This is a genomic window from Desulfovibrio sp., from assembly GCF_041907885.1.
Taxonomy (GTDB): Bacteria; Desulfobacterota; Desulfovibrionia; order Desulfovibrionales; family Desulfovibrionaceae; genus Desulfovibrio.
In genome coordinates this window covers 34,263-53,691 of the sequence record NZ_JAYRGM010000006.1, presented here as the reverse complement: position 1 = coordinate 53,691, position 19,429 = coordinate 34,263, and the positions used below count along the sequence as shown (strand labels likewise).

Here is a 19,429-nt window from a genome sequence, read left to right as displayed (position 1 = left end):
CTGGCCTGTGCGGTCGCGGTGAAGGAGTTAGGGAGATGGAGTTGACCGGCAAACAGCGTACTGCCGTGCTGCTGCTCGCCATGGGCGACAAATTTACGGCTGACGTGTTCAAACGCATGGACCGGCAGGAAATAGCCGACATCTCCAGAGCCATTGTGGAATTGGAGCCAGTGCCGCGCGAAGTTGTTGAAGAGGTTCTGCGCGAGTTCCACGAATCGCTGGTTGAAGGTGTGGACATGATCACGGGCGGCAGCGATACGCTGAAACGCCTGCTGGTCAAGAATCTTGATCCCGAAACCGCCAAGTACGTGATGGATTCCCTGAGTCTTGATACCGGCCCAGCGCCCTTCCGCGAGCTGGAATCGGTCAGCCCCAAGCTGCTTTCGCAGATTCTGCGCAACGAACATCCGCAAACCCTGGCCCTCATCATCGGTCATCTGCACCCCGATCAGGCCGCCAATTTATTGACAAATCTTCCCGCTGGCGTGCGTGCCGAGGTGCTCATGCGCCTTGCGCGCCTTGAGGCCGTGCCGGAAGAAATGCTTATGGAAGTGGACAAGGTGCTCACAAGCCAGCTTATCGCCATGGGCGGCAAGGAAGGCAAAAAAGTGGGCGGCGTGCAGTCTGTGGCAGAAATCCTCAACGCGGTGGACCGCGCCACGGAAGAAGAAGTTCTCTCCGAAATCGAAGAAGACTCTGCCCAGATGGCCGAAGATATCCGCAACCTCATGTTTGTGTTTGAAGACTGCAAGAATATCGACGACCGTGGCGTGCGCGAAATGCTCAAGGAAATTTCCAACGAAGATCTCACCCTGGCCCTGCGCGGGGCCAGCGACGACCTGAGAGAAAAATTCTTCAAGAACATGTCTGAACGTGCGGGCAACATGATTCGCGAAGAACTGGAATTCATGGGCCCGGCCAAACTTTCGGATGTGGAATCGGCACAGCAGAATGTGGTCAAGATCGTGCGGCGGCTTGAGGGCGAAAACAAACTGGTCATCAGCCGTGGCGCTGGCGATGTGTTTGTTTAACGGCCCCGGGCAAAAACTGTAACCATCGGAATCGGCCATGGCGTCAGACCAGTTGCGCAAAAAATGGGGCACCATCTTCATGGGCGAGCGCGAGGCTTCACCGCAGCAGCTCGATGCCATGCAAGAGCCTTTGCTCCGCGAACGTGCGCAGCAGCAGCACCAGGAGGATTACCTCGCCAGGGTGCGGGCCAGGGCCGAGGAACGCGCGCGCGAAATTCTTGGCGCAGCCTATGCCGAGCGGCAAAAGGTGCTGGAAGAAGCGTCGGCAGAATCCCAAACCCGCATCCAGCAGCTCACGCGTGAGGCGCAGGCGCTACGGGCGCAGGCCCAGCAAGAGCTGGAGCAGGCAGAGGCCGAGCACGGCAAGGCCCGTGACCTGCGTGAAGAGGCCGAAATTATTCGCGATCATGCGCATAATGACGGCTTTCAGGCGGGCATGGCCCAGGCCGGGGCAGAGCTTAAGGAATTCCGCGCCGATGTGGGGCAGATGCTTGGCAACATGCTGCAAGCCCTTGAGGCCCAGCGGCATGGGCTTGGCGAGGCCTGGCGCGACGAGCTGGCCGAGCTGGCCCGCGTGGCTGTGGAGGCCGGAACCGGCTGGATTTTGCAGGCCGAGCATCAGCGCATTTTGCAGCACCTGGTTTTCAGCTCGCTGCAACTGCTTGAAGACCGCGCCACGGTCACCGTGCGCGTACACCCCGATGACGAGGAAACCGTCAGCGATCTGTTCCGCGCTGCGCGCGAGCGTGTGCCGGAACTGAGCCAGTGGATTGTCAACGGCGATGCTTCCATTGAATCCGGCGGCCTTGTGGCAGAGAGCGTCAGCGGTTCTGTGGAGAATCTGCGCGCCCACTACCGCGAAATGGTCAACGGCATTCTTGAGCACCTTACGCTGCCCCAGCGCCCGCAAGACGGGCAGGCGGAGCAGGAGTCGGGCGCTGTGGCCGCGCAGGGGCTTGCGCATCTGGCCGAAATAATGCCGCAGGAGCAGGCCCCGGCGGCAGAAGTGCCCGCCACGTTGCCGCCTGAAGCAGATTTGGAGCCGGATTTGGTGCCGGATGCAGAGCCGGATTTGGAGCCGGACGTGTCTGCCGGTATGGCAGATGCCCAGGATACGGAAGCACCCATTGCCGTGGGCATGAATCCGGATGAGCACCATGCCGCTGCCGACCCCGGCCAGCAATCCCAGGAAATGTTTGCGCCAGATGAAACCTTGCCGCCTGCTGAAGCCGTGCCGCAGAATGAGCTGGCTGATCCCGCTGCCCAGCCCGATGTTCTGGATGCGCTGGACGCGCAGGACGGGCAGGGCGAACAGTTTGGTGACGGCGGCACAGTGCCGCCCCACGTCAGCGCTTCCGAGCCGGACGATGTCTTTGCGGCTGCTCCGGCTTTTGAATCAGCCCCGGCTGCCGATTTCGAGCCGCACACGGCCCCTGCCGCACAGCAGCAGCCTCACGATGCCCAAACTGCCAATCCCAGCCTCGCCGAGCTTGAAGACGAGCTTTTTCCCCTGCCAGCAGAGGAAAAAGACCACGATGCACAGCCCGATTCCAGCGTATTTGTGAGCGGGGGCTTTTTGCCCGGCTCCGGCAACGGATAGCCGGAGTAGCCAGTCATGAAGCTTGATCCAGATTCCTGCATAAAACTGCTCAAAACCAGCACTCCCGTGCGGCTTTTTGGCAAGGTCAACAAGGTGGTGGGCCTTGTGGCCGAGGGCAGCGGCCTGCGCGCTCCCCTTGGGGCCGTGTGCCATATGCTGCCAGACGAAGGGGATGAGGGCATTGCCGCAGAGGTGGTGGGCTTTCGCGAGGGAAACCTGCTGTTCATGCCCTACGGCGACATGCGCGGCATCCGCCCCGGCAGCCGCATTCGCAATACCAGCCTGCCCCCGGTGTTTCCCGTGGGGCCAGATCTGCTGGGTCGCGCTTTTGACGCCTTTGGCACGCCGCTCGATGCGGGCGCGCCCATCAGCGCCGAGCTCTATGTTTCACCCCTGCCAGCGGGGGAGAGCTCGAAGGAAGATTTTATCCGCCAGCAGGAAGAACAGCGCCCCTTTGTGCCCCAGTGGCTGGATGAAGCCCGCAAGCTGTGGCATCCAGAGCTTGTGCCCATCTATGCCGACCCGCCAAGCCCCCTGCAACGGCCCCGCATCACAGATATTCTCGATGTGGGCGTGCGCTCGGTCAACAGCCTGCTTACCCTGGGCAAGGGCCAGCGCGTGGGTATCATGGCCGGTTCGGGCGTGGGCAAATCCACACTTATGGGCATGATGGCGCGCTATACCCGCGCCGATGTCAACGTGATCGCCCTGATCGGCGAACGTGGGCGCGAAGTGGTGGAATTTATGGAGCGCGACCTTGGCCCCGAGGGCATGGCCCGCTCTGTGCTTGTTATCGCCACCTCGGACCAGTCGCCGCTTGTGCGCATGCGCGCTGCCTACGCGGCCACGGCGGTTTCGGAATACTTCCGTGACAAGGGCATGGACGTGTTGCTGATGATGGACTCGGTAACCCGTTTTGCCATGGCCGCCCGCGAAGTTGGGCTGGCAGTTGGCGAACCGCCCACCACCAAGGGCTACACGCCCTCGGTATTCGCCCAGTTGCCCAAGCTGCTTGAACGCGCTGGCAGGTCGTCAAAGGGAACCATTACAGGTATTTATACAGTGCTTGTAGACGGCGACGACTTTAACGAACCCATTGCCGACGCCGTGCGCTCCATCCTCGACGGGCATATCGTGCTGACCCGCGATCTGGCCGACCAGGGGCATTTCCCCGCCATTGACGTGCTGCGTTCCATCAGCCGTTTGCGCTCCGACATCTGCGAACGGCAGGATGTGCTGGCCGGGCGTGTCGTCACCCGCTGCATGAGCACCTTTCGCCGTGTAGAAGACATGATCAACATTGGCGCATACGCCAGGGGTTCCAACCCCGAGATTGACGCCGCCATTGCAAAAATGCCCGATATCAATGCCTTTTTGCGGCAAGATGTGGGCGAACCACAGTTTGTGGAGCAGTGCATGGCCCAGATGCGTGATCTGGCCGACATGAACGACGCCCCCCAGGGTATGCCCGTGCCTGCCCAACCCAACGGCGTTGCACAGCTGTAGTCTGTTTTTGCCCTGATTTATTCCTTTTTTTATTTATCCCGAGAATGGGAATTCTGTCACATGCGGCTTGAAGGTGGCGTAGTGCTGTGCTAGGTTCAATGTGCAACTGTTGGCGTAGCGCGGTTTTCGTGCTGGTGCGGGCTTGTAGCGCCAGAGCAGATTAACATTGAAAATGCTCTATTTTGTGGAGCCACCATGTCCCTGAGCCGCCTGTTGGGCTTTTTAACGCGAGCCGCCCGGCGCGGTGACGAAGCCGTATCTGCTTCTTCTGTCAGTTCTGCGGAAGAGGCCCAGCGTTTTTTTGCCCTGCGGCATCATTCATTCCGTCTGTTTCTTACGTCATGGAACGCCTTTCAGGAAACCATGACCGACCTCGAATACACGCTTTGCTGCGACCATCCCTTTGGTCTTTACCGCGTGCGTGCCTTCTGCACTTCCATGGCCACCCAGGTTTTTCAGTGCATCAAGCAGCTTGAGCGGCTTGATCCCGCACCCTGCGCGGCCCTGTATGCCCGTTTTGGCGAGCTGCAAAAGCTTGTGGCCGAAGAAGTGTACGAGCCGGAGGCCTGCCTGCTGGGGCCGCTGGTTGTTCCACTGTGTCAGGACGATGCGGGCTGCCTTGCCAATCTGCACAGCGAGGGCCGCGTGCTGGTAGACCCGGCAACCGCCCGGCTTGAAAGGCTGCGTCCCTTTTTTCCCGGTGCTGTGCCGCAGGGTTTTGTGGTTACGGCGGCGGGGTGTCAGCATTATTTTCAGAGCGGCGACCTGCAAAGCGAGATCAACCGCTGCATTCAGGCGGCTGGCGGCCTTGCGCCCAACCACCTTGCGCGGCTTTCAAAAAAACTTGGGGCCTTGGTAGAGGCAACCCCTCTGCCGGAAGACCTCGCCCACGAGATACTCGAACAGGTGCAGCGGTTGCGGGACATGAGCGGCAACAAGCCCATGCAGCTATTGTTGCGCGGGCGCGTATGGCCACCCGCTGAGGGCGAGGGCGAGGGCTGCGGTGTTGTGCTGTGGGGGCCGCCCGTGCCCCTCAACGCGCCAGACGAAGATATTTTGCGCGCCGTGCGTGCCACGCTTGCCAGCAAGCAGCGTGCGCAAGCCCTGGTGTACCGCCGCGCGCGTGGGCTTACGGAAGGAGGGGCTGGCGTCTGCCTTACCTGCATGGCGGTGGACGCTGGCTGCTTTGGCGGCATTGCCCAGTCGTCTGCCCCCTTGAGCCCGCACAGCGAAAACGTGCATGTTTACGGCTGCGCGGGCCTGCCGCAAGAGGTGGAGTATTCCACCATGCCGGTGGACGCCATCAGCGTTTCGCGCGCGGCACCGCATACGGTGACAAACCGCCGCCCTTACAAACCCAAGCGGCCTGTGCTGGACGATGCCACAGCCATACGCGCGGCAGAGCTGGCCCTTGCGGTGGAAGAAGCTGCCGGCAGGCCCGAGGTGCTCACCTGGGTATGCAATCCCGAAGGCCAGGTTTTCATGCTTATGGCCCGGCCCATGTCGCTGCCGGAAGAATCCAGCCCCGATCTGCCCATGCCCAGCCCCTCGCTGGACAAGGATCTGCTGCTTGAGGGGGGCTTTACGGTCAACCCTGGCCGGGTTTCCGGCCCTGCCTGGGTGGCCCGACGCTGGGAAGACGCGCGCCGTTTTCCCACTGGCGGCATTCTTGTGGTTCCAGACGATAATTATATCTGGGGTTCGCTTATCGACCGGGCCGCAGGCATTGTGGCAGAACGCGGTTTTCAGGGGTCGCGGCTGGCATCGCTGGCGCGCGAATTTGGCAAGCCTGCTGTTTTTGGCCTCAAATGGTCCACAGAAGTTGTGGAAAGCGGTCAGCGCATAACCCTGTGCGCCGATCTGCGCACGGTTTACGAAAACCGGCAGGATTCGCTGCTGCCCAAGGTGCTTCCGGGCAAGGACTACATGCCCGGCAGCCCCGTGTACCAGATACTGCAAACCGCCTCGCGGCGCATCTTGCCGCTCACGCTTGAGGTGGACAGCGTCGATTTCAAGGCCGCCAACTGTGCAACGTACCACGATATTGTGCGCTATTGCCACGAAAAGGCCGTGAGCGCCATGTTCAGCCTGGGCTCGGACAAAAAATACGCACCGCAGCGCATCAAACAGTTGCGCGACAAGGTGGTCAAGCAGTTTTGGGTGGTCAACCTCAGCGATGGTTTTGTGCGCACCCCCAACGGGCCGGTCATTGATGTGGAAGACATCGCCTCGCTGCCCATGCAGGCCTTGTGGCAGGGCATGAATGCCCATCCCTGGCAGGGGCCGCCCCCGGTGGACGGCAAGGGTTTTCTTTCTGTGCTGTTTGAGGCAACCGCCAACCCCAATCTTGATCCAGCGGCGCAGACAGCCTATTTTTCTGAAAAAAACTATTTTCTTATCTCCAGCGATTATTGCAGCCTGCACTCGCGTTTTGGTTTTCACTTTGTTTCGGTAGAGGCGCGCCTTTCAGACCGTACCAGCGAAAACTATCTGAATTTTCAGCTGCGCGGCGGCGCTGCCAACATCGAACGCCGTATCTTGCGTGTGCGCTTTGTGGCCGATATCCTGTGGGAATTTGGTTTTTCTCCCGTGGTGCGCAACGATGCCGTAAGCGCCACGCTCAAGGATCTGGACAAGGAAGAAGGCGAACGTCTGCTGGCTGTGGCAGGGTACATGACCATCCATACCCGCCAGCTCGACATGATCATGCAGGACCCAGGCCAGGTTACAGCCCGCCGCGCGGAAATGCTGGCCCACTGCCGGGCGCTGTTTCGGGGCGAACCCCTGACCCCCGCCGTTGATTCACCATCCCAGGAGGCCCGTTGATGTCGTCCTCAGTGCCTGCACCCCATAGAGGCTACAGGGCCATTTACCGCCGGTTGCTGATCACGCTGCTGCTGATGGCGCTTACGCCTCTGGCCGCACTTGGGCTGTTTTGCCTCGACAGGCTCAGCGTGATCTATGATGAAAAAATCACTGCGGGTATTGAGGCGGTCATCAGCAGCAAGCACCGCGCCCTTGATACCTTTATGGTGGAGCGTATTGCCCAGGTCAAAAACCTGGCCTTTACCCATCCTTATTCTGACCTCAGCAATCCTGCGCGCCTGAGCGAAATTTTCAGCGTGTTGCAAAGCAACAGCCGTTCGTTTGTGGATTTGGGCATCATTGGCATGGATGGCCGCCATATTTCGTATGTGGGGCCGTTTGATCTGCGCGATGCCAACTATTCCGAGGCCCCCTGGTTCACAGAGGTGGTGCGCAAGGGCGTGTATGTCAGCGATGTGTTCATGGGCTATCGCCATGTGCCGCATTTTATCATTGCCGTGCTGCGGCATGAGGGTGGGCGCAGCTTTATAATGCGGGCCACCATTGATATGGATGCCATTGACGCTCTGTTGCGCCGCATATACTCCGGCCCGCACAGTGATGCCTTTATTGTAAGCAACAGCGGAGTATTACAGACCAGTTCGCGCTATTACGGTTCCATCATGGGGCAGTACGATCTGCCGCAGGAAAATCTGACCCGCAACAATGTGGTGACCATGCACAAAGCCATTCCCAGCGGCGAAGAAATGGTCATAGCCCTCATGCGGCTCGATTCCATGCCCTGGGTACTGGTGGTTATGGATGATGTACGCGACAGCCTCAAACCCCTGCGGCAACTCAAGGCCCTCATTCTGTTCTTTACGCTGCTGGGCGGGGCGCTTACCTGCATGGGAGCCGAGCTGTGTACACGGCGGCTGGTGGCCTCGCTTGAAGCCTCGGACCAGAAGCAGGCCCACATCGACGCACGCATGCTGCAATCAAGCAAGATGGCGGCTCTAGGCAAGATGGCTGCGGGCGTTGCCCACGAGGTCAACAATCCCCTCATGCTTATTCAGGAAAACGCTGGCTGGATACGCGATCTGCTTGACGATGAAGACCCGGCAAAAATCAATAATTACAAAGAAATTCTTGAAAGTACGGAAAAGATCGAGCAGCACGTCAAGCGTGCCAAGGGCATTACCCAGCGCATGCTGGGCTTTGGCCGGCGCATGAATCCTGGCCGCACCGAAATTCTCATCAGTTCGCTTGCCGATCAGGCTCTTGAAATGCTCAAGTCTGAGGCGGGCAGCCGCAACATTGCCATTGTGCGGCAGTATGACGCGCAGATCCCGGTTATTTTGTCTGATCCGGCCCAGCTTGAGCAGATATTTATCAATGTCATCGACAATGCCATCGACGCCATGGGCAAGGATGGAACCCTTACGGTCAGCGCCCAGCCATGGAAAACTGGCGTGCGCGTGTCGTTTGCCGATACCGGGCCCGGCATGGATCAGGAAACCCTGCGGCAGGTTTTTGACCCCTTCTTTACCACCAAAAAGGTGGGCGAGGGTACGGGGCTTGGCCTGGCCATCTGTTACACAATTCTTGAAAAGCTGGGTGGCCGCATAGATGTGCAGAGCGAGCCCGGCCACGGAACCACATTCAATATCTTTTTGCCTGCGGAACCGCCGCAGCTCGCGCCCGAAGAAAGCGCAGAAGCATAAGCAAAACCACTGGGCGGCCCCAACGGGGCATGCTGCCATATAAAGGAGGCCTCCATGCGCGCACTGTTTGTGGACGACGAAGTGGAATTCTTGGAATTGATGCACAAACGTCTTTCCCGGCGGGGTATGGACGTTGTTACCGCGCCGGACGGGCAAACGGCCCTCAATCTGCTCGATCAGGCCATGCAGGCGGGGCAGACATTTGAAATTGTGGTTATGGACGTGCGCATGCCCGGCATGGACGGCCTTGAAACCCTGCGCCACATGAAGGAAAAAGCCCCCAAAATTCCCGTGATCCTGCTGACTGGGCATGCCTGTATGGGTGTGGCGGTTCAGGGGCTTGACCTGGGCGCGTACGACTACATGCTCAAGCCCGTGGCCATCAGTGAGCTGATCATCAAGATGGAGGAAGCGGCTCGGTCCGCTATGTAACATGGAGCTGCTCGACCGCCTGCGAAAACTGCTGGGGCGCGAGGACTCGCAAGAGCCCGATGCGGAACAGCTTGCGCGAGAGGAGGCCTTTAAGGCCCGCCTGCGGGAGCGGTGCGCGCGTTTTCGACGCCTGCTGTCGTCCAACAAAACGGCCCTTGAGGCCATGAGCGATGTGGAAGAGCACCTTTCCGGCTCGCGTCCCTTTGGCATGGATTACGTGCATGCCGCCAGCACCCGCGCCGTAACGGCAGTTTTTCAGATGGTGCGTGACCTCAACGCGCTGTCTGACGACGGTTACGAATCATTGCAGGAGGCATTTGACCGTATTCGCGGGCAGATGCAGGGTTTGCTTGAAGAACAGCCCCATCAGGATGGCCCCAATATCATGCCTCTGGGCGATATTCGCCTGCGCCACATCACGCTTGTGGGCGGCAAAATGGCCAATCTGGGCGAAGTTGCAGCCCATGCCGGGCTGGATGTGCCTGATGGCTTTGCCGTGACCGTAAGCGCCTATTACCGTTTTATGGACTACAGCGGCCTGCGCAGCGAGCTGAACCGCCGTATTCAGGCCACAGACATGCACAGTCTGGACGAAGTTTTTAATCTTTCTGCCGCATTGCAGCAGGCAGTGCTCGGCGCGCCTCTGCCCCCCGATCTTGAGCGCGAAATCACCCAGTCTGTGGCCGAAATGCAGCGCCGGGCCGGGCCGGGGCTGCTGCTTGCCCTGCGCAGCAGCGCTGTTGGCGAAGATTCTCTGGGCGTTTCTTTTGCGGGGCAGTACCGCTCAGAGCTCAACGTGCCGCCTGAAGAGGCCTGTGAAGTCTGGAAAGAAATTGTGGCCAGCAAGTACGCCGTTACAGCCATGAGCTATCGGTATCAGCACGGTATTCCTGACGATACCGCGCCCATGTGCGTGGGTGTGCTTGCCATGGTTCCCGCTGCCGCAGGCGGTGTGGCCTACAGCCGCGACCCCGTTGCTGCCGCGCGCGGGCAGGAACAGGTGCTGCTCAACGCCGTGCCCGGTTTGCCGCAGGGCGTGGTGGACGGCGCGGTCACGCCCGATGTTTTTATCTTTACCCGCACCAACCCGCCAAAGCCCATAAGTAAAACACTTGCCGGTCTTGCTGGCGTGCCAGCCAGCCTTACGGATACCCAGGCCGCAGAGCTTGCACAAGTGGCACTGGCGCTTGAGGAATATTACGCCGAGGCGCAGGATGTGGAGTGGGCGCTTGATTCACGCACGGGGCGTATTGTGGTGCTGCAAAGCCGTCCCCTGCGCGAGGCCGACGCCACCACAGAAAATACCGCCGGTGCGGATTCTGACAATGCGGTTGCAGCGCCCGCTGGCTGTGCGCACCTTCAGGCAGATGTTACTGGCGGCCCGGCAGTGCTGGCCTGTGGCGGCGTGGCCGTGAGCCCCGGCGTGGGTATGGGGCCTGTGTTTGTTGCCCGCAAAGAGGCAGACATGCTCTCCTTCCCCAAGGGGGGTATTCTTGTGGTTGAGCGGGCCTTGCCCCGCTGGGCCCCCTTGCTGTCGCGCGCGGCGGGTATGGTAAGCGAAACCGGCGGCATGGCCGGGCATTTGGCTTCTGTGGCCCGCGAGTACCGTTTGCCCGCGCTTTTCAGCCTGCCCGATGCCTGCAATCTGCTGGAAAATGCCGGTGATGCCACGCTTGATGCCGGTCGTTGCGCCGTATTTGCCGGGCTTAATCCCCAGCTTGCGGCGCAGATTCCCGAGCCGCCCAATCTTATGGAAGGCAGCCCCGTTCACCAGCGGCTCGATGCCCTGGCCCGGCTGATGGTTCCCCTGCATCTGCTGGACCCGGAATCACCGCAGTTTGCGCCAGAACATTGCCAGACCCTGCACGATATCACCCGGTTCTGCCATGAAAAATCTGTGCAGCTCATGTTTGATGACGGCTCGGACGTTAACCAGCGCATGGGCAAACAGCTCAAGGCCGGGGTAAAGCTGCAATACTGGATTGTGGACATGGGCGGCGGATTTAGGCGACATGTGGGCGGCACGGTGGTGGACATTGCCGATATTGCCAGTACCCCCATGCTGGCCCTGTGGGACGGTATGGTGGCCATACCTTGGGCTGGGCCGCCAGCGGCCAGCGCCTCTGGTTTCATGACAGTGATGATCGAAAGCACCATGAATCCGGATTTGGAGAGCACCGCGCCCAATGCCATGGCAAATAAAAACTTTTTTATTATTTCAGATAATTACATGATTTTGCAGGCCAGGTACGGGTATCATTTTTGCACGGTAGAGAGTCTGGCAGGGGCAAACAACCACGAAAACTTCGTGAGCTTTCAGTTCAAGGGCGGGGCCGCAGACCGACAGCGCCGCAGGCTGCGCGCGCGCATGGTGGCCGATCTGCTGGAACAGCACGGCTTTCGCGCCGATGTTAAAGACGATTCGCTCTTTGCAGTTGCAGAGAACTTTCCTGCTGCCGATATTTTGCAAAAAACACGCATGCTTGGGTATCTGCTCATCCACACCCGGCAGGTTGATATGATAATGCTGGAGCAAGAGCGGGCCACGGCCATGAAAAACAAACTGGGCAGTGACATGGCCTCGTTGCTTGAGCGGCCCCTGACTACGCAGTAGAAAATTCGCGTTTCTGACACTGGCTGCGGCGCTGGTTAAACAACTTCTGTAAGCGTTGTCCTGTTCGGTATCTGTACAGGGCAGCGCTTTTTGTCTTTTCTTACTTCTTGCCTTCGGTCCCTCACCTGTTTACTACAAGGCATATCCGGCGCGCTGAAGGTACGCGCAGCCGAAATGCTTTTCTTTTTTCAGCAGTTGGGAGAACTGGCAATGAGCAAACCAAGAATATTTGTACCCAGGGCGGTTGTGCCTGAAGCCATGGAATTGCTGCGCACCCGCTGTGATGTGGAAGTGGGGTCGGAGGGCGGCTTGACGCACGAAGAACTGGTGAAAGCTGTGCGCGGGTATGACGGCATTTTTACGCCGGTGATTGCCCTGACCGCAGATGTTATTGATGCCATGGCCCCCACATGCAAGGTTATTTCGTGCTTTGGCGTTGGCTTTGACCATGTGGATATTGCCGCTGCCACGCGCAACGGTATATGGGTGACCCACAACCCCGGTTTTGTTACCGACGATACCGCCGACATGGCCTTTGCCCTACTGCTTGGCGTAGCCCGCAGGCTGCGAGAATGCGACAGCTTTGTGCGCAATGGCGGAACTCCCTGGCCTTTGAACAGCTTTATCGGTCTGCGCGTTACGGGCAAAACCCTTGGGCTTGTGGGCAGCGGGCGTATTGCCCTGGCCGTGGCCACCCGTGCGTCAGGCTTTGGCATGAACATTCTGTACACGGCGCGCCACCGCAATGAAGAATTTGAAGCGCGCACGGGCGCGCGCTACGTGAGCAAGCAGGAAATCTTGCGGCAGTCAGACTTTGTGAGCCTGCACGTACCCCTGACCCCGGAAACAGAAAAATATATTGGCCGCGAGGAGCTTGCCCTCATGCAGCCCCACGCCGTGCTGATCAATACGGCTCGCGGCAAGGTGGTGGACGAGCACGCGCTGGTGGAGGCCTTGCAGGCTGGCATTATTGCCGGGGCCGGGCTGGACGTGTTTGAAAACGAGCCGCAGGTTCATCCTGGCTTGTGCGCCTTGCCCAATGTGCTGCTTGCGCCCCACAAGGGCGTTTCAACCATGGATTGTTTCAAAACTCTGGGCCGCAGCAGTGCGGAAAAGATATTTGACGCCCTGGACGGCAAACTGCCCGCCAACTGTCTGAACCCCGAAGCGCGACGGGCCTAACGCCGGTTGATATTGTTTTTTTGCAGGCGGCGCGGGCAAGCCGCAGCCTGCTCCTGTTTTCTGTTTGCGCCTACTGGCGTTGGCGCAAAAAAAGGCTCCCGCTTTGCGGGAGCCTTTTTCATCATTCAAACGTATGAGCTGATAGGCTGGCTTAGTACATGCCGCCCATGCCACCCATGCCGCCCATGCCGCCCATGTCGGGCATGGCAGGAGCCGCACCCTTGGGTTCGGGCTTTTCAGCAATGGCGCATTCGGTGGTCAGCAGCAGAGAGGCCACGGAAGCGGCGTTCTGCAGGGCCGTGCGGGTAACCTTTTTGGGGTCGATAACGCCAGCCTTGATCAGGTCTTCGTATTCGCCGGTGGCGGCGTTGAAGCCGAAGCCGTCCTTGCCCTGGCGAACCTTTTCAACCACGATGGAGCCTTCAAAGCCGGCATTGTGGGCGATCTGGCGCAGGGGTTCTTCGATGGAGCGGCGGATGATGTTCACGCCAGCAAGTTCGTCGTCGTCGGCGGGCTTGATGTCGTTGAGCACCTTGGAAACGCGGATCAGGGCCGTACCGCCGCCAGGCACGATGCCTTCTTCAACGGCAGCGCGGGTGGCGTTCAGGGCGTCTTCAACGCGGTCTTTCTTTTCCTTCATTTCCACTTCGGTGGCAGCGCCCACATGCACAACGGCCACGCCGCCCACGAGCTTGGCCAGGCGTTCCTGGAGCTTTTCGCGGTCGTAGTCAGAGGTGCTGTCTTCGATCTGGGCGCGGATCTGCTTCACGCGGGCCTTGATGTCGTCGCCCTTGCCGTCGCCGTCAACGATGGTGGTGTTTTCCTTGTCGATCACGATGCGCTTGGCGGTGCCAAGTTCGGCAAGGGTCATGCTTTCAAGCTTGGAGCCGGTGTCGTCAGAAGCGACCTGGCCGCCGGTCAGCACGGCGATATCCTGAAGCATGGCCTTGCGGCGGTCGCCAAAGCCGGGGGCCTTGACGGCAACAATCTGAAGGGCGCCGCGCAGCTTGTTGACCACGAGGGTGGCCAGGGCTTCGCCTTCCACGTCTTCAGCAATGATCATGAGGGGACGGTTCACCTTGGCAACCTGTTCGAGCACGGGCAGCATGTCTTTCATGCTGGAGATTTTCTTTTCCGTGCACAGAATGTAAGGGTTGTCCATTTCGCAGACCATCTTTTCGGTGTTGGTCACGAAGTAGGGGGAGAGGTAGCCACGGTCAAAGCGCATGCCTTCCACCACGTCCATGGTGGTTTCCAGACCCTTGGCTTCTTCAACGGTGATCACGCCTTCCTTGCCCACCTTGGACATGGCTTCGGCAATGATGTTGCCGATGGTGGCATCAGAGTTGGCGGAAATGGTACCGATCTGGGCAATTTCCTTCTGGTCGCGGGTGGGCTTGGCAAGGTTTGCCAGCTCGGCGATAAGGGCTTCAACGGCCTTGTCCACGCCACGCTTGATTGCCATGGGGTTACGGCCAGCGGCCACAAGCTTGGTGCCTTCGCGGTAAATGGCCTGGGCCAGAATGGTGGCGGTGGTGGTACCGTCGCCAGCGGCGTCAGAGGTCTTGGAGGCCACTTCTTTCACCAGCTGGGCGCCCATGTTTTCGAACTTGTCGGTCAGTTCGATTTCCTTGGCAACGGTCACGCCGTCCTTGGTGATGACAGGAGCGCCAAAGGACTTTTCAATGGCGACATTGCGGCCCTTGGGTCCCAGGGTCACTTTAACGGCGTTGGCAAGCTTGTCTACGCCACGGGCAAGTTTTTCACGGGCTTTAACGTCAAAAAGAATTTCTTTAGCGGACATGGGAAAATTTCCTCCTGAAATATAATTCGGCAGAAGTGGGAGTTAGTCGATAATGGCGAGAATGTCTTCTTCGCGCATCACAAGGTGATCAACGCCGTCCAGCTTGACTTCGGTGCCGGCATACTTGTTGAACAGCACCATGTCGCCCGCTTTCACAGCCAGAGCGACGCGTTCGCCATTTTCCCCAGCCTTGCCGGGACCAGCAGCAACAACCTGACCCTTGGAAGGCTTTTCCTTCGCCGTATCGGGGATGTACAGGCCACCGGCGGTCTTTTCTTCGGATTCAAGGCGTTTGACCAGCACACGGTCGTTAAGGGGCTTCAGCTTCATGATGTCAAATCCTCCCGGAAATGATTTTTTTATTGTCCTTTTAGGACGCAGCAGCGGCCGCATCTCTGTGGCCGCGCTGGAAATATTGCGCGTAACGAACCGAAGCCAGATTACTTCGCCTCGGTTCCGCACCGGCATAGAAATAAGACGCGCTTGCAGCTTGAAAAGGGGTTGGGGCTGATTTTTTTTACTTTTTTTTGAAAAAATAAAAAAATCAAATAAATCAGCCACGTTGCCGATCAAGTCGGTCTAGGTTTTTATGCGGTTGCGCCCATAGCGCACAATACACTGGGCAAGCAGCTCTATCGGAGCAGCGGTGCGCCGTCAAGCATATAGTGCGGTTTGCGCCACCTCTGAAGGCTGGCTGACCGCAATCAGCACTGGCACGTGCAGTCTTTAAGCCTGCTCTGCGCCTCGCGCCGCAGTTCTTTGACGTAGGACGCATTATTTTTAAGGTAAAAGGCCAGGGCGCGTGAAAAGTCTTTTTTGAGCAGACCTTCCAGAATCAGCGAGCTTATCTCGCGTTCAAGCGAGAGCAGGGCGTGCATGCCGATAAGTATGCGTTGTTCCACTGGGGGCAGGGCGCACATTTTGCGCCAGAATATTTCTCTTGCCCTTGGCTGGTAGTACCACATGTACATCATGTCGAGCAGATGTGTTATGGTCTGCCGTGCTGCGGCCCTGTCCTTGCCGTGCAGCATGCGCCAGTATTCCGCAGGGTTCAGCAGCATGCCCTCAAGATCCTTGCTGGGAAACAGCAGCTCCTGCCGCGTAAGATTCTTGTACATCTGCGCAAACTTGCTGTCATAATCGCACTGGCGCATGCGCAGATACATGTTGCGGTCGGCAAAACCCTCGATGATGGAGGCCACCATGTCTGAAGAACATTTAGAGACAATGGCCGCGCAGTTTTGCATAAGGCTGGCAGGGTCTGCCATGTGCATGGCCGTAAAAAACATGCCCAGGCCCTGACCCATGAGCATGGAAAGCGGAATGGAGAGGGCACTGCGGAAGAGGTTGCCGATTATGGCCTCCTTGGGCAGCCCCCGGTAAATGTTGTGCCCCGAAATATAGGCGCTGTTGATCATGGCTATGACCGTGTACACGGCAAGGGCATTATCCTGCACCGTAAGGCCCAGCATGTCCTGCAACAGCCACAGCCGCACCACAACCTCAAGCAGCGGAACGGAAATGCCGGTGTACAGCAGCGAATCGGCCATGCGGCTCCAGCTCACATAGCGTTTCCAGGGCACAAGCATGGAGCGGGTAAAGGCCCCGCCGCCCACCACGGCCTGCCCCACGTTGCGCACAGCAGTAATGGCAAACCATATAAGCGCCCCAAACCATGTCAGCACCCACCAGCCGTCCACATAGCTGAATGCCCACTGCGCAGGCAAAAAGCCCGCCAGAATTTTGAGTGCGTTCATGATATCGCTGTTCATGTAGTCGGGCGACCAGCAGGGTATGCCTTTTTGCGCCGGGTCGTGCGACTCTTGCAGATCGCGGTTCACACCCTTGGCGTCAACGCCTCCCAGAGTGACAAGATTGCCAGCCTGGCTCACTCTGGTGGTGTTTTTTTCAAGCCCCCAGCCGCGCACCTTGTGGCAGCCAAGATTGCCAAAACCGGGAATACGCCGCAGCAGGCGCTGCCACAGGGGCAGGGGCTGAGCTGGTTCGTGGTAATGCGTAAAGCGGTAAATATCTGTATGCACCGGCAGGGTGAGGCGCAGGGCGTTGTCTTCGCTGCGCAGCACAGCGCGGGCCTTTGGGGGCAGGGTGTCCACAAAAACCAGCCCCATGCCGTGGGTGTGGTGCGAGCGGCTGGTGGAATCAGTGCCGATGCGTGAACCCAGAGGCATGAGCGCATAAAATTCCTGCAACTGCGGAATATGCGCCAGAATGTCCTGAAACAGCGGCATGCGCTCGGAATTCTTGGGTTCTCCACTGATAATGCGGCGGATAACCTGCTTGAGCCGGGGCGTGTTGCCCTCGTTGACGGCTTTTTGCAGCCTGTTGATCTCTTCCACATGAGAGAGCTGGCCGCTTGTCCACTCGCGCAGGTTAAAAAGCTCTAGATGTGTGATGCGCCCGCGCCCAAGCCACAGCAGTTCCAGCACATCCTGCTCAGTCAGGCCTGCCAGGTTGAGCACTATCTGGCAGGGGTGCAGGGGATAGATGTTTTCGAGCAGAAATTCCGGGGGCTGCTGCATTATGGCGGGCAGATCCTTGTGCGGAGCATAAGGAAAGACGATTTCCGGGTTGGCCTCTGGCCCAAGCCAGTCTTCGCGCAGCATGTCGGGAACCATGTCGGTCAGCTCCGCAAGGCTCTCGCGCAGTTTTGCTACCCGCGTGGGGTTTGTTTCTGCGGCAAGGGCCGCGCGCAGGCGTTCATCGCGCATCTGGCGCAAGGGCTCAAGCTGCTGATAAATGAATTCGGCAAGGTGCAACGACGAAGGCTGGCGCTGCCCCACATAGGCGAGAAATTCTTCTTCACTGATCGGTGCGGGGGCGGGCATCTCCCAGCGGGCGGCCAGCGAGGCGGCGTGCCGTTCGTTCCAGGCGTGCAAAAGCTTGAGCACATAGGCACGCATCCAGTCATTGACAGGCGCGTACTTGCGCAGCACGTCAACAATGTCGCGGCGGTGCAGCAGTGCGTTAAAGGCCTTGGATGTTTCCGTATTGAGCGGCGACCATGTAAATTCTACCAGCTTGCCACGGAAGGTAGCCTTGAATTCAATGCCAATGCGCACCGTTATGCCCATTATGCGGGCCGCGCGCAGCAGTTCCTGCGCTGCTTCGGGATCAACGGTATTATAGTAGATCACCGTTAAAAAGCGGATGCCCTTGATCCAGGCGTCCATAACCAGATGCGTGGGGTTTTTGCGCCCCTTTGTGTTGGCATCGTGTACATGGTGGTCAAAGGCGTGCTGGTTCCATTCTTCTGGCATTTCAAGCAGATGGTACTTGCGCAGCAGGGCCCGCACAATGCGCGGCGTTCCCCGCACGGCCTGATGAAATTCGTGGGCCAGCGGCAGCTGGCAGCTCATGTCGCCGTGCGAGCGCACAAGGTCTTTCATGATCTGCACAAGTACGCGGGCCGTATTGTTTTGCAGCGAAGAATGCGAGGAATACAGCACTTCGTCGTGCAGGCGGCGCAGGGCCTGCAAACGCTCGTTGGGGCCGCCTGCGGCCAGGCTTTCAAGCAGAACGATAACGGCGCTGGCCAGGCGCAGGCCGTGGGCCGAGGTCATTTCGATAATGCCATGCGGGTGCAGGCCCGGCTCTGGCTGACGCAGGGAATCATTGTGCGCGCGTGCCTCGGCAAAGGCATTCACCATCTGGATGAGCTTGTGGTCTTGCCTGTCAAAAAGCAGCGAAGAAAATTTGGGCCGAGGGGCAGGCGAAGTCTTTTGGGGGGGATATGAAGGTGTAGGCATGGAGAAAAGTTGGCAAAAGTGCTTAAAAATGTTTGCAGGGCGCAACCCGCCCGCAAAAGAACTGATTTTCTGTTATGATGCAGCGCATGTGCGCGAATGTCCAGCCTCATGTTGCCACAGGGGCAGGGGATTTGCGTATTGAAAAATAGCCCGTCTGCCGGTAACGGTATAGATGGATTTGAGATGCAACTGGTTGCCGCAAGCCATTTACCACGGGAGAGCATATGTATCAGAAAACCAACGAACTGGCCGGTGGGCATGAATTTGCAACCGCTCAAGACATGCTGAGCTGGCTTGAAAAAGCCATGACTGACAATATCAGGAACAACCGCGACCGGCACCGGTTTGAGGCTGATCCGTATGCGTACACGGTCAACTTTGCCCAGGCCGCAGGGCTTGCGCTTGATGATTCGCAGGCTGGTGATGTGCAGCGGCGCGTGCAGCAGTGGGCCGAACAGCAGTATTCTGAAGATATGATTGAAGAATAAACTGCAATCCAAACGTGTTGTGTGGTGGTATCGGGCGGGCGACTGCCCGATACCCGTTTGTACGGGCTGCACACTGTATTTTTGTGTGTATGTTGCAAATTTACAACATTGGGCTTTGATATATCATTTTTTTGATATTTATATTTATAATGTGCTGTAGCTGTGTTCATGAATTCACAATTTCAGCATGTAATAAACAGGGTTCGACTCAAATAACGGGCAATACAAAAGTCGATATTATGTTTTACTGAAAAAAACAGTCTTTTTTTGTTGCAAAGTATGTATAAATTGACGAAACTCGCCCGAATAAAATTTTTAACAGTGCCTGTTTTCAAGGTAATCAACACACATGAGTGCAGTTGTACGCAAAGCAAAATCGTTGTTCAGCAAGCTGAAAAATCATATAGAAGAACGTCCAACGCGAACCATATTTGTTCTGTGGGCATTGTCTATTCCTTTTGCGGTTTGTATTTCTT

12 protein-coding genes are annotated in these 19,429 nt (G+C 58.2%); 9 read left to right on the top strand and 3 right to left on the bottom strand.

Annotated features, from left to right (window positions below; translation table 11 throughout):
* Positions 1–35 precede the first annotated feature (35 nt).
* The 8 genes from fliG (at position 36) to ACE3NW_RS05400 (ending at position 12,894) form a co-directional block, all read left to right on the top strand.
* The gene (gene fliG, locus ACE3NW_RS05435) at positions 36–1,031 is read left to right on the top strand and encodes a flagellar motor switch protein FliG (RefSeq protein WP_374281183.1); all 996 of its coding nucleotides are present in this window, start codon (positions 36–38) and stop codon (positions 1,029–1,031) included.
* A 37-nt stretch (positions 1,032–1,068) separates the two neighbouring features.
* Positions 1,069–2,631 (top strand): FliH/SctL family protein, encoded by a 1,563-nt coding sequence (locus ACE3NW_RS05430; RefSeq protein WP_374281181.1) that lies wholly within the window; start codon positions 1,069–1,071, stop codon positions 2,629–2,631.
* Positions 2,632–2,646: 15 nt separating this feature from the next.
* Positions 2,647–4,137, top strand: coding sequence for a FliI/YscN family ATPase (locus ACE3NW_RS05425; RefSeq protein ID WP_374281179.1), 1,491 nt, complete (start codon positions 2,647–2,649; stop codon positions 4,135–4,137).
* A gap of 195 nt (positions 4,138–4,332) precedes the next feature.
* Positions 4,333–6,963 carry a PEP/pyruvate-binding domain-containing protein gene (locus ACE3NW_RS05420; RefSeq protein WP_374281177.1) on the top strand — a complete coding sequence of 877 codons (2,631 nt, stop codon included), beginning with the start codon at positions 4,333–4,335 and terminating at the stop codon, positions 6,961–6,963.
* Positions 6,963–8,666: an ATP-binding protein gene (locus tag ACE3NW_RS05415; protein WP_374281174.1), complete on the top strand. Its 1,704-nt coding sequence runs from the start codon at positions 6,963–6,965 to the stop codon at positions 8,664–8,666. The genes ACE3NW_RS05420 and ACE3NW_RS05415 overlap by 1 nt, the downstream gene beginning before the upstream one ends.
* Before the next feature lie 54 nt (positions 8,667–8,720).
* Entirely contained in the window at positions 8,721–9,098 is a 378-nt protein-coding gene (locus ACE3NW_RS05410) for a response regulator (protein ID WP_374281172.1), read from the top strand.
* 1 nt (position 9,099) lies between these two features.
* Positions 9,100–11,712, top strand: coding sequence for a PEP/pyruvate-binding domain-containing protein (locus tag ACE3NW_RS05405; RefSeq protein ID WP_374281170.1), 2,613 nt, complete (start codon positions 9,100–9,102; stop codon positions 11,710–11,712).
* 210 nt (positions 11,713–11,922) lie between these two features.
* Positions 11,923–12,894, top strand: a complete 972-nt coding sequence (locus ACE3NW_RS05400) for a 2-hydroxyacid dehydrogenase (protein WP_374281168.1) — start codon at positions 11,923–11,925, stop codon at positions 12,892–12,894.
* Positions 12,895–13,045: 151 nt separating this feature from the next.
* Here ACE3NW_RS05400 and groL read toward each other — a convergent pair whose 3' ends face one another.
* The 3 genes from groL to ACE3NW_RS05385 form a co-directional block, all read right to left on the bottom strand.
* Complete coding sequence (groL, locus tag ACE3NW_RS05395) at positions 13,046–14,698, bottom strand: chaperonin GroEL (protein WP_374281166.1); 1,653 nt, start codon at positions 14,696–14,698, stop codon at positions 13,046–13,048.
* A gap of 42 nt (positions 14,699–14,740) precedes the next feature.
* Positions 14,741–15,028 (bottom strand): co-chaperone GroES, encoded by a 288-nt coding sequence (groES, locus tag ACE3NW_RS05390; protein ID WP_291331888.1) that lies wholly within the window; start codon positions 15,026–15,028, stop codon positions 14,741–14,743.
* Between the two features lie 374 nt (positions 15,029–15,402).
* Positions 15,403–18,465 carry a hypothetical protein gene (locus ACE3NW_RS05385; protein WP_374281163.1) on the bottom strand — a complete coding sequence of 1,021 codons (3,063 nt, stop codon included), beginning with the start codon at positions 18,463–18,465 and terminating at the stop codon, positions 15,403–15,405.
* Between the two features lie 224 nt (positions 18,466–18,689).
* On the opposite strand from ACE3NW_RS05385, the gene ACE3NW_RS05380 reads away from it, so the two are divergent.
* Positions 18,690–18,953, top strand: a complete 264-nt coding sequence (locus ACE3NW_RS05380) for a hypothetical protein (protein WP_374281161.1) — start codon at positions 18,690–18,692, stop codon at positions 18,951–18,953.
* Positions 18,954–19,429 lie beyond the last annotated feature (476 nt).